Here is a 13824-nt window from a genome sequence, read left to right on the forward strand (position 1 = left end):
AACTCTCGTACGGCTTAAGCGAATAGAGGCCGTGTGAGCGCCGTCGCCGGGACCGGTCGCGGTGGGCGGGGGCGCGGAAGGACGGGCCGAGCGGGGTCGCTGCGCCATCCCGAGGACCCGGGAGGCGGAGGCCGGACGTCGCCGTGGACCCGGTCGCCGTCGCCGGGGGTGCGGAAGCCTACTCGTCCGGGCCCAGCGCGGGTCGCCGTGCCGTCCCGAGGACGCAGGGGGAGGGCGGGGTCCAGACGCCGCTCGCGGGCACCCGCAGATGGCGGTAACCCACGATCTCGAAGCCCGCGGCCTCGATCGCGCCGATCGGATCGCGCGCGGTGTGGCAGCCCCCGAACAGCCTCGGCCACACCGTGCGGTCCACCCCGCGCTGCACCGCCGCCAGGGCCCGCCCCTCGGCCCGGCCGTGCTCGAAGAACCGCAGCTCACCGCCCGGACGCAGGACCCGGCGGATCTCACTGAGCGCCCGGGGCAGGTCCCGCACCGAACACAGCACCAGCGAGGCGACCGCCGCGTCGAAGGCCTCGCTCTTGACCGGGAGCGCCTCCGCCGCACCGGGCACGACATCGACCGGCACCTCGGCCCGGAGCGCCGAGCGGACCGCCAACTGCCGCAGTGTGCGCTCCGGTTCGATGGCCACCACTTCGGAGACGGCGGCCGGATAGTGGGCGAAGTTGAGCCCGTTGCCCGCGCCGACCTCGATGACACGCCCCGAGAGCCCGTCGAGGAGCTCACCGCGGTACGCGGCGATTCCGGCTCGGTCGTCGGCCGCCACGCTGAACCGCGCGTAGAAGCGCGCGAAGAGGGGGTGGTGCACGGCATCCGGGGCGATCTTCGTGCGCTGCGCCATGTCGGACCTCCTGAGCCGGGCGGGCAGCCGATTACCGCCATTGTCCCCACCCGTGGAGTCCTCACCCGTCCGCGGACTCCACGAAGCAGAACTCATTGCCTTCGGGATCGCGCATCACCTGGAAGGCACCCTGGGCGTCGGTCACCTGCTCGCCCACGGCCGCCGCACCGCGCCGCACGGCCGCGGCCCGCGCCCGGCGCACGTCCTCGACCGAGAGGTCCAGGTGCAGCCGGTTCTTGCCCGCCTTCTCCTCCGGCACGCGCTGGAATGCGAGGCGCGGGGCGCCCGGCGGATCGACGTACGCCCAGGAGGAGTCCCGGACCACCGGCCGTCCGCCGAGCACCCCGGACCAGAACCGGGCCAGCCGGGCCGGGTCGGCGCAGTCCACGACGAGCTGCCCGAGGCGGGCCCGTAACACAGCCATCAGATGCTCCAAACACCGCCGAGCGCCGGGGCGAGCCAGCTGGCCGCTCGGGTACGGAAGTCGGCGGGCGCCAGCCGTCCGGCGCCCTCGGGCACGGTGCCAAGCAATGGTGCACCGGCCGACTCCGGAAGGTCCGCGAGATTGCACCGCGAGGCCAGATCCGGTTCGGTCGGCCAACTGCCCACGACGACCCCGGTGAACTCGATACCGCGGGACCTGAGGGCCTCGCCGGTCAGGGACGTCGAGTTGAGTGTGCCCAGTCCGGCGGGCGTCACCACCAGGACGGGCGCCTGAAGCAGCCGGGCCGCGTCCGCGAGGGTGCCGCCCGCGTCGTCGAAGCGGACCAGGAGGCCGCCCGCCCCCTCGACCAGGACCAGATCGTGCTCGGTGGCCAGTTTCGCCGCCGCCTCGGCGGTCTGCTCGGGCCCCACGGGCACCATCGACGCCCGACGGGCCGCGGTGTTCGGCGCCAACGGCTCGGGGAACCGGGCCAGTTCGACCCCGGTCACCGCCTCGCCCGCGAGTCGGCGCACCTCGAAGACATCGCCGGGCTCACCCGGCGCCACCCCGGTCTGGGCCGGTTTGAGCACGGCCACCGAACGGCCACCGGCGAGCGCGAGGGCGGCGATCGCCGCCGTGGTGATCGTCTTGCCGATCTCGGTGCTCGTACCGCTCACGAACAGAACCGTCATCTCAGCCCTCCCGCGCCGCAGCGCACACCGCACGGCAGATGCGCGCCAGATCGTCGTCGCCCGTCACATAGGGCGGCATCGTGTACACCAGATCCCGGAACGGCCGCAGCCACACGCCCTCGCGGACCGCGGCCCCGGTCGCCGCCGCCATGTCCACCTCGTGGTCCAGCTGGACGACGCCAATGGCACCGCGCACCCGGACATCCCGTACGCCCTCGATGGAGCGGGCCGGGTCGAGCCCCTCGCGCAGTCCGGTCTCCAGGCGCTTGACCTCGCCCTGCCAGTCCTGGCCGAGCAGCAGGTCGATCGAGGCGAGGGCCACCGCGGCGGCCAGCGGATTGCCCATGAACGTCGGGCCGTGCGCGAGCACCGGGACGTCGCCCGACGAGATGCCCTCGGCGACCCGGGTCGTGCACAGCGTCGCGGCCATCGACAGATAGCCGCCGGTCAGCGCCTTGCCGACACACATGACGTCCGGCGAGAGCGCCGCGTGATCAGCCGCGAACAGCGCGCCGGTGCGGCCGAAACCGCTGGCGATCTCGTCGAAGACGAGCAGTACACCGTGCTCGTCGCAGGCCTCGCGCAGCACCCGCAGGTAGTCGGGCGAGTGGAAGCGCATGCCGCCCGCACCCTGTACCACCGGCTCCACGATCACCGCGGCCAGCTCGCCGGAGTGCCGTGCGATCGTCTCGCGCAGCTCCCGGGCGTAGGACTCCTCGAACTCCACCGGCGGCGGACCCACGAACAACTGGCGGGGCAGTGCGCCCTGCCACAGCTCGTGCATGCCGCCGTCCGGATCGCACACCGACATCGGCTGCCAGGTGTCGCCGTGGTACCCGCCGCGCCAGGTCATCAGCCGCTGCTTACGCGGCTGTCCGACCGAGCGCCAGTACTGCAGGCACATCTTCACGGCGACCTCGACCGCGACCGAACCCGAGTCGCTGAGGAACACGTGCTGGAGCGGATCGGGGGTGATCTCGACCAACCGGGCGGCGAGGCGGACGGCGGGCTCGTGGGTGAGGCCGCCGAACATGACGTGGCTCATCCGGTCGAGCTGGCCGCGCGCCGCCTCGTTGAGCACCGGGTGGTTGTAGCCGTGCACGGCCGACCACCACGACGACATGCCGTCGATCAACTCACGCTGCCCGTAAGCCGGTTCGGCCAGCCGCAGCCGGACGCCCGACGCTGATTCGACCAGCAGTTGCTCCTGCCGGTTGGGCATCGGGCCGTACGGATGCCAGACGTGCCGGCGGTCCAGGTCGAGCAGGTGTGCGGGGGAGTGGTCAGGCATTGGGGGCGAGATCCGTCCCCGCGCCCCGGCGGCGCACGGCCACGAGATCGGTGCGCGCCTGGTCCGCGGGCGCCTGCTCGGGCGCCGCGGAGGCGCTCTCGCCGCAGGGGCCGCAGCCGCCGCCCGCGTGGGACCCGCAGGCGCTCTCGGCGTGCGAACCGCAGCCCGCGCCGGCCGGGGCCGAACCGCAGCCCGCGGCGGCGATCGCGTCGGCGCGGTGCTCGGGCAGGGTGGTGGTGCCCGCCCCCTCCACCTCGAACCCGGCGTCCGCGATCATGTCGAGGTCGGCCTGGCCGGCCTGACCCTCACTGGTCAGGTAGTCGCCCAGGAAGATCGAGTTGACCAGGTGCAGCGCGAGCGGCTGCATCGAGCGCAGATGAACCTCGCGGCCGCCCGCGAGCCGTACCTCGACGTCGGGGCAGACGAACCGGGTCATCGCCAGGATGCGCAGGCAGCGCTGCGGAGTGAGGTTCCACTCCTTGGCCAGCGGGGTTCCCTCGAACGGAATGAGGAAGTTCACCGGCACCGAGTCGGGATCCAGCGCGCGGAGCGCGAACACCACGTCGACCAGGTCCTCGTCGGACTCGCCCATGCCCGCGATCAGACCGGAACAGGCGGACAGACCGGCGTCGTGCGCCTTGGTCACCGTGTCCACGCGGTCCTGATAGGTGTGCGTGGTCGTGATGTCCCCGTACGTCCCCTCGGACGTGTTGAGGTTGTGGTTGTACGCGTCGGCCCCGGCCGCGCGCAGCCGCTCGGCCTGGCCGTCGGAGAGCAGACCGAGGCAGGCGCAGACCTCGACGCCCTCGTTCTGCTCCTTGATCGTCTCGATCGTCTCGGAGACCCGGGCGATGTCACGGTCCGTGGGGCCACGGCCGCTGGCCACCAGGCAGACCCGCTTCGCGCCGCCCGCGACGCCGGCGGCGGCCGCCTTCGACGCCTCGTCGGGCTTGAGCCAGGTGTACTTCAGGATGTCGGCCTTGGAACCGAGCCGCTGGGAGCAGTACGAACAGTCCTCGGGGCACAGGCCCGACTTCAGATTGACCAGGTAGTTGAGCTTCACCCGCCGCCCGAACCACTGCCGGCGCACCCGGCCGGCCGCGGCCACCACATCGAGCAGTTCGTCGTCGGAGGTCGCCAGCACGGCGAGAGCCTCTTCGCGGGTCGGCAGTTCGCGCCGCAACCCCTTGTCCACCAGCGTGTTCAGCAGGTCCATGGCGCCGATCTTCGCCTACCGAACCGCCTGAGGCCAAGGTAGGGATCCCACAACACAGGTGGTTTGAGGTGTGTGTATCGCCACACCCTGACCCGGCTTGGCTTTGGCTAGGGTCTGTGGGCAGCCTACAAAAAGGGACTCCACCATGCCCCGAGCGCCGTTCGACTGGATCGATGTGGAATCGGAGCGCCGCGAGCGCGCCGGTCTGGTCCGTACGCTCCGGCCGCGCGCCGCCGACCAGGATCTCCTGGACCTGGCGAGCAACGACTACCTGGGGCTCACCCGCCACCCCGCGGTCACCGCGGGCGCGGCCGAAGCGGCCCACCGCTGGGGCGCCGGCGCCACCGGTTCCCGTCTGGTCACCGGCACCACCGCGCTGCACGCGGAGCTGGAGCGCGAAGTGGCCGAGTTCTGCGGTTTCGAGGCCGCCCTCGTCTTCTCCTCGGGGTACGCGGCGAACCTGGCCGCGCTCACCGCGCTGGGTCCCCACGGTTCGCTGATCGTCTCCGACGCCGGTAACCACGCCTCCATCGTCGACGGCTGCCGCCTCGCACGGGCCCACACGGAGGTCGTCGCGCACACCGACCCGGAGGCGGTGCGCAAGGCACTGGACACCCATGGCGCAGGGGGGCTCGTGGTATCGGACTCGGTGTTCTCGGTGGACGGAGACGCCGCCCCGCTGACCCAACTGGCCGCCGTCTGCCGCGAGTTCGGTGCCGCGCTGGTCGTGGACGACGCCCACGGTCTCGGAGTGCTCGGCGAGGGCGGCCGCGGCGCACTGTACGCGGCTCGACTGGCCGGAGCCGACGACGTGGTCGCCACCGTCACCTTGTCGAAGTCGCTCGGCAGCCAGGGCGGCGCGGTCCTCGGCCCCGCCCGGGTCATCCGGCACCTGGTGAACGCGGCCCGCACCTTCATCTTCGACACCGGGCTCGCACCCGCGTCGGTCGGCGGGGCGCTCGCGGCCCTGCGGCTGCTGAGCGCGGAACCGGAACGCGCCGGCCGGGCCCGCGCCGTGGCGGGCGAACTGCACCGGCGGCTCACCGACGCGGGGCACCACGCGGTACGCCCCGACGCCGCGGTGGTCTCGGTGCGGGCCCCCTCGCCGGAGGCGGCCGTCGCGTGGGCGGCCGACTGCCGTGCCGCCGGGCTCGTGGTCGGCTGCTTCCGGCCGCCGTCGGTCCCGGACGGCATCTCGCGCATCCGGCTGACCGCGCGCGCGGATCTGACGGAGCAGCAGATCGACACGGCGGTGGGCACGATCCTGCGGACCGCGCCCACCAGCTGACGGCCTGTCAGCTAGCGTCTTGGAGTGCCGAGATGAAGCGGTGCCAGGCCTGTACGCCGAAGAGCAGCGCGGGCCCCTCGATCCGCTGGGAGTCGCGCACGGCAAGGAGCTCGCCCTTGAGCCCCGCCGTCTCGACGCAGTTGTTCATGCCCACGCTGCGGCTACTGCGCTGCCACCGGGCTCCGTTGAGGGATGTACTGGAAGGAACGTGCGCAGGGCGTGCGGACATTCATGCCTCCCCACTCGCCCCGGAGCGGCCCGGGGCTTGCCGGGCTGTCCGGGCGATGAGATCCAACGAGTCCTCGCAGGAGAGTGCGAGCGACTGAACGGTCTGGAACGCGGCGATGTACGCCTCAAGGTCTTCTCTCCGTTCGAGATAGAGGCTACTCGTCAAGTGGTCGAGAACGACCACATCCAGATCTGAAATGTCCGGAGACGAAAAGATAATGAAAGGGCCGGTGAGTCCGACATAGCCGCCGTACTGGAACGGAATGACCTGCAACCGGACGTGCGGCCACGCGGCCGCCTCCAGTAGGTGCCGTAACTGACCGCGCATGGCGGCCGGACCGCCCACCTGGCGCCGCAGCACCCCCTCGTCGAGCACCGCGTTGAGGGCGAGCGGCGGATCTCCCCGCAGCACCTCCTGGCGGGCCAGCCGCACCTCCACCAGCGAGTCCACCTTGTCCGGCGGCAGGGAGCCGAGCGAGGCCCGGGTCACCGCCCGCGCGTACGCGGGGGTTTGCAGCAGCCCCGGCACCACCGACGTCTCCAGCGTGCGCGCCGTGCGCGCCCGCGACTCCAGGCTGATGAAGTCGCGGTACTGCGGCGGCAGCAGACCCCCGTACGCGCGCGCCCAGTGCTGCCCGGCGTCGTCCGCCGAATCGGCCAACGCCCCCAGGAGCACGCGTAGTCGGGCGTCCCGCACCTCGTACGCGTCGAGCAGCCGGATCACGTCCGCGGGCTTCACGCCGCTGCGGCCGGTCTCGATCCGGCTCACCTTCGACTGGTGCCAGCCGACCAGACGGGCGGCCTGCCCGCTCGTCAGACCTCGTCGGTCGCGCAGTCCGCGCAGTTCCTCGCCGAGTTTGGGCGGTGCACCGCCGGTCCGTGCCACATGGTTCTCCCTCGCCTCCGGCGTCTTCGGCGATGGGTAAGTGTGAGCCCAAATACGCGCTGCCGTCGCAGAGTTCACTGCTTTGAGCGACAGATATATGCGTATCTTGGTGGATCGCACCCGAGACCGGCACGATGAGTGCCACTCTGGCGCGAAGCACAATCCGAGGCCACCGTCGTCTCCGTGAGCGCTCATCCGCCAAGGAGTCGTAGAGCCGGCCCGGGTGGGAAAGGGACAGCGTCGCCATGGCAGACCATCTCGAAGAATCAGTCACTCTGCCGAGCGAACCCGCCTCGGTCTCCGCGGCACGGCGCTACGTCGCCGAGGTTCTCACCGATTGGGGTCTGCCCACCGATGCCGAGACCGCCGACACGGTACGGCTCATCGTCTCCGAGCTCGCCACCAACGCCGTGCAGCACACCTTCGGCCAGTCACCCACCTTCACCGTGGACGTCCAGCTGGAACGCGCGGAGGAACTGCGGGTCGGGGTGACCGACAGTCATCCGCGCTGGCCGAAACGATTGCCCGCCGCGGTCCAGCAGGACAACGGCCGGGGCATGGTGATCATCCGCTGGCTCGCGGCCGAGTGCGGCGGCCGGCTCTCGGTCGCTCCCACCGCGGACGGCGGCAAGACGGTCTGGATCGCCCTGCCATGGGCGGCGGCGGTGCAGAGCGGCTAGTGGGCCCATGGCTCACCACCCGCCCCCGGAGCCGCTCCGGGGGCGCGCGGGCCGTCCCGGTGCGTGGGCGCGCGCATCGGGACGGCCTGGTTGGCAGGCCGTCGGCCGGACCGCCGCCCGGCGGCGGGCCCGAGCTCAGCCCACCCGCCCGTACCAGACGCGGTGGCTCCAGATCCGTTCGAGACGGACCACCGCGCCGGTCTTGGGGGAGTGCCAGATCTTTCCGTCCCCGGCGTAGATCCCCACGTGGTACACGTGTCCTCCGGAATGGAAGAACACCAGGTCTCCGGCCTTGCGGGCAGAGGCGCCGACATGCCGGGAGCTGTTGTACTGCTGCTGGGCGGAGCGGGGCAGCTTGCGGCCCGCCTGCTTGAACGAGTAGAGCGTCAGCCCCGAGCAGTCGAAACGGTGTGGTCCCGCGGCCCCGTACTGATAGGGCGATCCCTTCTTCGACTCGGCCACGTGGAGCGCCTTGGCGGCGATGGCCGCGGCCATCGCGTCGGGCGTGGCGCCGGGCGCCAGTAGGCTTCCCCCCACCACGGCGAGCGTGAGGGCCGTGACGGTGCCGAGACGGAGCAGCACAGCCGGGACATGTGACGGGACATATGTCTGCGCGGTCATGCGCAACCCTTCGTCAAACCGCCTGCGAAGGATGACCTGTCGGGTTCGGGCCGGCGAAGACGCCCGGCCGCCTGAACGGCTTCACCCCGAGGGACAACCGGCGATCGGCCGTCCCGAAGTACCTGGGTCCTCCACTCCTGCCGGTCCACTCCTGTCGACCAGTCGTCCGGAGCGGCGGCAGGACTCGGCGTCCGCCCGGACCGCCCCGCCGGGGTGGCGGGGGCTTGTCGTCCCAGGGATCTTCACGCACCTACTGTCATATTTCTGTGACAAAACGGCTTTCCGTCAGGGTGCTCACGACTGGCCGGTCCGGGCGGACATGAGTGGTTCGCTTCCCCGGACGGAGGGTCGACGAGCCGTCTACCAGCGACGGAAGGAACGATTCAGCACTGTGCGCGGGCTCTGTAAGCAACTCATAAGGGGCAGCGGTTTCAGCCGCTGATGAGCCGAACGGGGGTAGCCCGTCTGGATCGTTTCGCCGGTCGTGTCGGCGTGTTGGGAGGCGCAGCGGTGTCGGGAGTCCCTCAACCGGTGCTCTGCGGCGGCACCGTGAGCCGCCCGGCGCGCCGCTCGCCGTCCAGTACCCGCAGGGCGCGGGTCAGCGTCCGGGCGTGAATCCGCGCCTCGCCGCGCAGATGCATCAGCGTGAGCGCGTCCTTCAGCGCCGCCGCCCGGCCGGTCAGGGCCTGCGCGGCCCGCAGCGCGCTGTAGGTGTCATGACCGTGCGCGGGATTGATGCGGCCGAGGAGATCGACCACTTCGAGGTAGCTGTCGATGAACTCGGCCTCGGCCCGCGTCAGCGCGGGAAGCGGTGGAAGTTCCGGTGGCAGCACGGCCGTTCACCTGCCGCGCAGCGACGTCTTGCGGTTTTCGATCACCTGGTCGGCGAGCCCGTACGCCACGGCGCCCGCGGCGTCGAAGACCACGTCCCGCTCGATGTCGGCGGCCACCTGCGCGGCCGTACGCCCCGTGTACCGGGCGAGCAGCTCGGTCACGAGCGTGCGCCCCCTCAGCAGTTCGGCGGCCTGGATCTCCAGGTCGGACGGCTGGCCGCGCAGCGGCTCCTCCATCGCGGGCTGCTGGAGGAGCACCCGGGAAGCGGGCTGCACCAGGCGCTTGCCGGGCGTGCCGGCCGCGAGCAGCACCGCGGCGACCGAGCTCACCTGGCCCAGGCAGAAGGTCTGCACGTCGCAGGTGACGAACCGCATCGTGTCGTGGATCGCGGTCATCGCGGTGAGCGAGCCGCCGGGGGAGTTGATGTAGAGCGAGATGTCCCGATCGGGATCGGCGTGCTCCAGGTGCATGAACTGGGCCATCACATCGTTGGCGCAAGCGTCGTCGACCGGGGTGCCGAGGAAGACGATCCGCTCCTCGAAGAGCTTGGAGTACGGATCGAGCGTGCGCACCCCGGAGGAGGTGCGCTCCGAGAACTCGGGCAGGACGTAGCGGGCGGCAGGGCGGTGGGTCATGGCGTACCTCTCCTCGACCGGATGGCCGGATCCTCGACCGGATGTAAAAAATGTACAGGACGTACAGAAGAGTGCCGGTGGGTTTCGCTCTCGGCGAGCGAGCGCCCGGGGCGGGCACGCAGCGGGCGCGGCAGGCGCGAGCGGGCGGCCGTAAGCGGGGGCGTCGGGGGCCGGTCTCCGATTCCCGCCAGCGGCGCGGCGCGCTGGCTCAATAGGCGCTCTCCCGGTGATCCCCGGGGGTGGCCTAGCGTGCGTCGGCGCGGGGGTCACCTGGGGAGAGGGCTCACTGAAGTGTTCTATTACGCATTCCGCCTCGTGCTGCTGCCGCTGCTGCGGTGGCTGTTCCGCCCGCGCGTCGAAGGGGCCGGGCGGGTGCCGGAGGCCGGTGCGGTGATCCTCGCGGGGAATCACCAGTCGTTCACCGATCAGTTCCTGCTGGGGGTGACGCTCAGGCGCCGGCTGACCTTCCTGGCCAAGCAGGAGTACTTCACCGCGCCGGGGCTCACCGGCCGGGCGACCGCGGCGTTCTTCCGCGCGCTCGGGCAGATCCCGGTCGACCGCTCCGGCAAGGACGCGGCGCGGGCGGCGATCGACACGGCGCTCCAAGTGCTGGGCGGCGGAAGCGTGTTGGGGGTGTTCCCGGAGGGGACCCGGTCGCACGACGGGAGGCTCTACAAGGGCAAGGTGGGGGTGGCGGCGATGGCGCTGCGGTCCGGTGCCCCGGTCGTTCCGGTCGCGATGATCGGCACGTTCGAGGCCCAGCCGAAGGGGCGCCGGCTGCCCCGCCGCGTACCGGTCACCATCCGTTTCGGCGAGCCGCTGGACTTCTCCCGCTACGCGGGGATGCAGGACGAGCGCTTCGTGCTGCGTGCGGTGACCGACGAGATCATGTACGCGGTGCAGAAGCTGTCGGAGCAGGAGTATGTGGACGTGTACGCGGCGGAGGCGAGGCTGACGATGAGGGAAGCGGAGGTGGCCGCCGCCTGATCCGCGAGGCGCGGGCCGGGTCGGGGCGCCGGGCTGTCGCCCACGCCGCCGCTCCGACCGGCTCGCACACCGTGCGCAGGGCTCTGACCTGCGCACCAGCCGATTCGTGCGGCCCATGGCGGCGCGGGAGGCGGAGTCTAAGCTGGAGGCATGGCCTACGAGATTCCGGTGACGCAAGCCCGCGCAGAGCTCGCCGAGCTGATCAACCGCGTTGTCTACGGCGGTGAGCGCGTGGTGGTGACGCGCCACGGGAAGCCGCTCGTCGCCCTGGTCTCCGCCGCTGACCTGGAGAAACTGGAGAGTCAGCCGGAGCAGGAGGGCGAGCACGTGGCCAGCTCCGTCTCGTCCGTACGGCCCCTGACCGCCGCCCCCGGCGAGAACCGGCGCTTCGGGATCGCCGCAGAGCACCGGGGGCCGCGCATCGGCGACTGAGGCCCGAGCGCGGCCCGTCGCGATCCGCCCCACAGGTTCGTCGCAACCCCGCCCCGGAGGTTCGCCGCGACCCGCCCCGCCCTCGGAGCGGGGCCCTTGGCAGGGCCATCGTCATCCCGCCGCCGGACCCGTCCGTATACGGGGAGAGCCTGCCCGCGGCAGTGTTCGGTTGCGAAGATCATGCATTCGCAAAGCGCCAGTTAACGCGCCGGAAAAACTTCCGCTCTAACGTGCAATGCCTGGCCGAGGGGCCGGGAGAGGCCGGTCAACAGGATGTTGAAATCGGATACGGTTCCGCTGCGCTCGGGCGGAAGCGCCTGGTCCGGTCGGCCCCGCCCCAGACGCTCGCTGGGTCCGTCCACGGCTGTCCGTGAACGGAAGGGCACAAGTGTGAGGTGAAAAGCGTGCAACTGACGCCGCATGAGCAGGAACGCCTGCTCATCCATGTAGCCGCCGATGTGGCCGAGAAGCGCAGAGCCCGCGGGGTGAAGCTCAACCACCCCGAGTCGGTCGCGCTCATCACCTCGCACATCCTCGAAGGCGCCCGCGACGGCCGCACCGTCGCCGAACTCATGGCGTCGGGACGGAAGTTGCTCTCCCGCGACGAGGTCATGCCGGGCATCCCGGAGATGATCCACGACGTCCAGGTCGAGGCCACCTTCCCCGACGGCACCAAGCTCGTCACCGTCCACGACCCGATCGTCTGAGGTGGGCGCTGCCGTGATCCCCGGAGAGATCCTCTTCGCCGACGAACCCGTTGTTCTCAACGAGGGCCGCGCGACCGTGCGGCTGACCGTCCTGAACGCCGCCGACCGTCCCGTCCAGGTCGGCTCCCACTATCACTTCGCTGAAGCGAACCCCGGGCTCGACTTCGACCGAACGGTTGCCCGGGGCAAGCGGCTCAACATCGCCGCGGGTACCGCCGTCCGCTTCGAACCCGGAATCCCCGTCGACGTGGAACTCGTCCCCCTGGCCGGACTGCGCATCGTCCCGGGCCTGCGCGGCGAAAGTGGAGGTGCCCTCGATGGCTGAGCTCGACCGTGCCGGCTACGCCGATCTGTTCGGCCCCACCACTGGTGACCGCATCCGGCTCGCGGACACCGACCTGCTGGTCGAGATCGAGGAGGACCGCTCGGGCGGACCCGGCCGCGCGGGCGACGAGGCCGTGTTCGGCGGTGGCAAGGTCATCCGCGAGTCCATGGGGCAGGCCCGGACCACCCGGGCCGAAGGCGCTCCCGACACCGTTGTCACCGGCGTCGTGATCATCGACCACTGGGGCATCGTCAAGGCGGACGTCGGCATCCGCGACGGCCGCGTCACGGGCATCGGCAAGGCCGGCAACCCGGACACCATGGACGGAGTCCACCCGGAGCTCGTCATCGGCCCGGAGACCGAGATCATCGCGGGCAACGGGAGGATCCTCACCGCGGGAGCCGTCGACACCCACGTCCACTTCATCTCGCCCACCCTCATCGACCAGGCGCTCTCCTCCGGCATCACCACGCTGGTCGGCGGCGGCACGGGCCCCGCCGAGGGCACCAAGGCCACCACCATCACGCCGGGCCCCTGGCATCTGGCCCGGATGTTCGCCGCCCTGGAGAACGCGCCCGTCAACATCGGTCTGCTCGGCAAGGGCAACACCATGTCGCGCGAGGCCATGTACTCCCAGCTGCGCGGCGGCGCCCTCGGGTTCAAGATCCATGAGGACTGGGGCGCCACCCCCGCCGTCATCGACGCCTGCCTGAGCGTCTGCGACGAGACCGGCGCCCAACTCGCCATCCACACCGACACGTTGAACGAGGCGGGCTTCGTCGGCGACACGCTCGCCGCCATCGCGGGCCGCTCGATCCACGCGTACCACACCGAAGGCGCGGGCGGCGGCCACGCCCCCGACATCATCACCGTGGTCTCGCAGCCCAACGTGCTGCCCAGCTCCACCAACCCGACCCGGCCGCACACCGTCAACACCATCGAGGAACACCTCGACATGCTGATGGTCTGTCACCACCTGAACCCGGCGGTTCCGGAGGACCTCTCCTTCGCAGAGTCCCGCATCAGGCCCTCGACCATCGCGGCCGAGGACTTCCTGCACGACCTCGGAGCCATCTCGATCATCTCCTCCGACTCCCAGGCGATGGGCCGGATCGGCGAGGTCGTACTGCGCACGTGGCAGACCGCGCACGTCATGAAGGTGCGCCGCGGCGCGCTGCCCGGTGACGGGCGGGCCGACAACCACCGGGTGCGCCGCTATGTCGCCAAGTACACGATCAACCCGGCCGTCGCCCAGGGCCTCGACCACGAGATCGGCTCGGTCGAGAGCGGTAAGCTCGCCGACCTCGTGCTGTGGGACCCCGCGTTCTTCGGTGTCAAGCCGCAGCTCGTCATCAAGGGCGGCCAGATCGCGTACGCGCAGATGGGCGACGCGAACGCGTCGATCCCCACCCCGCAGCCGGTGCTGCCCCGGCCGATGTTCGGTGCGTACGGCAAGGCGCCCGCGGCCAACTCGTTCAACTTCGTCTCATCGGCGGCCATCGAGGACGGTCTTCCCGAACGGCTCGGTCTGGACAAGGAGTTCGTGGCGATCAAGAACACCCGCCGGGTCGGCAAGGCGGACATGCGCCAGAACGACGCCCTGCCGGACGTCAAGGTCGACCCGGACACCTTCACGGTGACCATCGACGGCGACGTGGTGGAACCGGCACCGGCCGCCGAACTCCCCATGGCCCAGCGGTACTTCCTCTTCTGACGGGC

The 13824-nt window shown here is 71.1% G+C and carries 16 protein-coding genes and 1 pseudogene; 7 read left to right on the forward strand and 10 right to left on the reverse strand.

Going from position 1 to position 13824, the window contains the following annotated elements:
- Window positions 1-178 precede the first annotated feature (178 nt).
- The 5 genes from OG522_RS31710 to bioB form a co-directional block, all read right to left on the reverse strand.
- On the reverse strand, window positions 179-859 hold the full coding sequence (locus OG522_RS31710) for a class I SAM-dependent methyltransferase (RefSeq protein ID WP_329466466.1): 681 nt from the start codon (window positions 857-859) through the stop codon (window positions 179-181).
- 61 nt (window positions 860-920) lie between these two features.
- Entirely contained in the window at window positions 921-1283 is a 363-nt protein-coding gene (locus tag OG522_RS31715; protein ID WP_329466467.1) for a VOC family protein, read from the reverse strand.
- Entirely contained in the window at window positions 1283-1975 is a 693-nt protein-coding gene (gene bioD / locus OG522_RS31720; RefSeq protein ID WP_329466468.1) for a dethiobiotin synthase, read from the reverse strand. Before bioD ends, OG522_RS31715 begins: the two co-directional genes overlap by 1 nt.
- A 1-nt stretch (window position 1976) precedes the next feature.
- Window positions 1977-3266 carry an adenosylmethionine--8-amino-7-oxononanoate transaminase gene (locus OG522_RS31725; RefSeq protein WP_329466469.1) on the reverse strand — a complete coding sequence of 430 codons (1290 nt, stop codon included), beginning with the start codon at window positions 3264-3266 and terminating at the stop codon, window positions 1977-1979.
- Window positions 3259-4482 carry a biotin synthase BioB gene (gene bioB / locus OG522_RS31730; RefSeq protein WP_329466470.1) on the reverse strand — a complete coding sequence of 408 codons (1224 nt, stop codon included), beginning with the start codon at window positions 4480-4482 and terminating at the stop codon, window positions 3259-3261. Before bioB ends, OG522_RS31725 begins: the two co-directional genes overlap by 8 nt.
- A 145-nt stretch (window positions 4483-4627) precedes the next feature.
- Here bioB and OG522_RS31735 point away from each other — a divergent pair, with 145 nt between their 5' ends.
- Complete coding sequence (locus OG522_RS31735) at window positions 4628-5770, forward strand: 8-amino-7-oxononanoate synthase (protein WP_329466471.1); 1143 nt, start codon at window positions 4628-4630, stop codon at window positions 5768-5770.
- A 7-nt stretch (window positions 5771-5777) separates the two neighbouring features.
- Here the strand turns inward: OG522_RS31735 and OG522_RS31740 are convergent, their stop codons facing one another.
- Window positions 5778-5999, reverse strand: coding sequence for a DUF397 domain-containing protein (locus OG522_RS31740; RefSeq protein WP_329466472.1), 222 nt, complete (start codon window positions 5997-5999; stop codon window positions 5778-5780).
- A pseudogene (locus OG522_RS31745) lies at window positions 6000-6886 on the reverse strand (helix-turn-helix domain-containing protein). It lies immediately after the preceding gene.
- Window positions 6887-7129: 243 nt separating this feature from the next.
- Between OG522_RS31745 and OG522_RS31750 the strand changes: the two are divergent.
- Window positions 7130-7564, forward strand: a complete 435-nt coding sequence (locus OG522_RS31750; RefSeq protein WP_329466473.1) for an ATP-binding protein — start codon at window positions 7130-7132, stop codon at window positions 7562-7564.
- A 135-nt stretch (window positions 7565-7699) separates the two neighbouring features.
- Here OG522_RS31750 and OG522_RS31755 read toward each other — a convergent pair whose 3' ends face one another.
- From OG522_RS31755 to OG522_RS31765, 3 genes are all read right to left on the reverse strand, one after another.
- Window positions 7700-8185 (reverse strand): C40 family peptidase, encoded by a 486-nt coding sequence (locus OG522_RS31755; protein WP_329466474.1) that lies wholly within the window; start codon window positions 8183-8185, stop codon window positions 7700-7702.
- Window positions 8186-8709: 524 nt separating this feature from the next.
- A complete protein-coding gene (locus OG522_RS31760; RefSeq protein ID WP_329466475.1) occupies window positions 8710-9018 on the reverse strand; it encodes a hypothetical protein in 309 nt (102 codons plus the stop codon).
- A 6-nt stretch (window positions 9019-9024) separates the two neighbouring features.
- Window positions 9025-9654, reverse strand: coding sequence for an ATP-dependent Clp protease proteolytic subunit (locus OG522_RS31765; protein WP_329466476.1), 630 nt, complete (start codon window positions 9652-9654; stop codon window positions 9025-9027).
- A gap of 291 nt (window positions 9655-9945) precedes the next feature.
- On the opposite strand from OG522_RS31765, the gene OG522_RS31770 reads away from it, so the two are divergent.
- The 5 genes from OG522_RS31770 to OG522_RS31790 all read left to right on the forward strand — a co-directional run bounded on the left by OG522_RS31770 (window position 9946) and on the right by OG522_RS31790 (window position 13819).
- Window positions 9946-10641, forward strand: coding sequence for a lysophospholipid acyltransferase family protein (locus tag OG522_RS31770; protein ID WP_329466477.1), 696 nt, complete (start codon window positions 9946-9948; stop codon window positions 10639-10641).
- 150 nt (window positions 10642-10791) lie between these two features.
- Window positions 10792-11073, forward strand: coding sequence for a type II toxin-antitoxin system Phd/YefM family antitoxin (locus OG522_RS31775; protein WP_329466478.1), 282 nt, complete (start codon window positions 10792-10794; stop codon window positions 11071-11073).
- Between the two features lie 404 nt (window positions 11074-11477).
- Window positions 11478-11780: an urease subunit gamma gene (locus tag OG522_RS31780; protein WP_329466479.1), complete on the forward strand. Its 303-nt coding sequence runs from the start codon at window positions 11478-11480 to the stop codon at window positions 11778-11780.
- A 13-nt stretch (window positions 11781-11793) separates the two neighbouring features.
- Window positions 11794-12105: an urease subunit beta gene (locus OG522_RS31785; RefSeq protein WP_329466480.1), complete on the forward strand. Its 312-nt coding sequence runs from the start codon at window positions 11794-11796 to the stop codon at window positions 12103-12105.
- Window positions 12098-13819 carry an urease subunit alpha gene (locus OG522_RS31790; protein ID WP_329466481.1) on the forward strand — a complete coding sequence of 574 codons (1722 nt, stop codon included), beginning with the start codon at window positions 12098-12100 and terminating at the stop codon, window positions 13817-13819. The genes OG522_RS31785 and OG522_RS31790 overlap by 8 nt, the downstream gene beginning before the upstream one ends.
- Window positions 13820-13824 lie beyond the last annotated feature (5 nt).

This window comes from Streptomyces sp. NBC_01431 (assembly GCF_036231355.1).
In the GTDB taxonomy this organism is placed as follows: Bacteria; Actinomycetota; Actinomycetes; order Streptomycetales; family Streptomycetaceae; genus Streptomyces.

What these genes read in the sequence shown, in the direction of transcription:
- OG522_RS31710 (WP_329466466.1), bottom strand. Translation starts at nt 859, where the DNA reads ATGGCGCAGCGCACGAAGATCGCCCCGGATGCCGTGCACCACCCCCTC.
- OG522_RS31715 (WP_329466467.1), bottom strand. Translation starts at nt 1,283, where the DNA reads ATGGCTGTGTTACGGGCCCGCCTCGGGCAGCTCGTCGTGGACTGCGCC.
- bioD (WP_329466468.1), bottom strand. Translation starts at nt 1,975, where the DNA reads ATGACGGTTCTGTTCGTGAGCGGTACGAGCACCGAGATCGGCAAGACG.
- OG522_RS31725 (WP_329466469.1), bottom strand. Translation starts at nt 3,266, where the DNA reads ATGCCTGACCACTCCCCCGCACACCTGCTCGACCTGGACCGCCGGCAC.
- bioB (WP_329466470.1), bottom strand. Translation starts at nt 4,482, where the DNA reads ATGGACCTGCTGAACACGCTGGTGGACAAGGGGTTGCGGCGCGAACTG.
- OG522_RS31735 (WP_329466471.1), top strand. Translation starts at nt 4,628, where the DNA reads ATGCCCCGAGCGCCGTTCGACTGGATCGATGTGGAATCGGAGCGCCGC.
- OG522_RS31740 (WP_329466472.1), bottom strand. Translation starts at nt 5,999, where the DNA reads ATGTCCGCACGCCCTGCGCACGTTCCTTCCAGTACATCCCTCAACGGA.
- OG522_RS31750 (WP_329466473.1), top strand. Translation starts at nt 7,130, where the DNA reads ATGGCAGACCATCTCGAAGAATCAGTCACTCTGCCGAGCGAACCCGCC.
- OG522_RS31755 (WP_329466474.1), bottom strand. Translation starts at nt 8,185, where the DNA reads ATGACCGCGCAGACATATGTCCCGTCACATGTCCCGGCTGTGCTGCTC.
- OG522_RS31765 (WP_329466476.1), bottom strand. Translation starts at nt 9,654, where the DNA reads ATGACCCACCGCCCTGCCGCCCGCTACGTCCTGCCCGAGTTCTCGGAG.
- OG522_RS31775 (WP_329466478.1), top strand. Translation starts at nt 10,792, where the DNA reads ATGGCCTACGAGATTCCGGTGACGCAAGCCCGCGCAGAGCTCGCCGAG.
- OG522_RS31790 (WP_329466481.1), top strand. Translation starts at nt 12,098, where the DNA reads ATGGCTGAGCTCGACCGTGCCGGCTACGCCGATCTGTTCGGCCCCACC.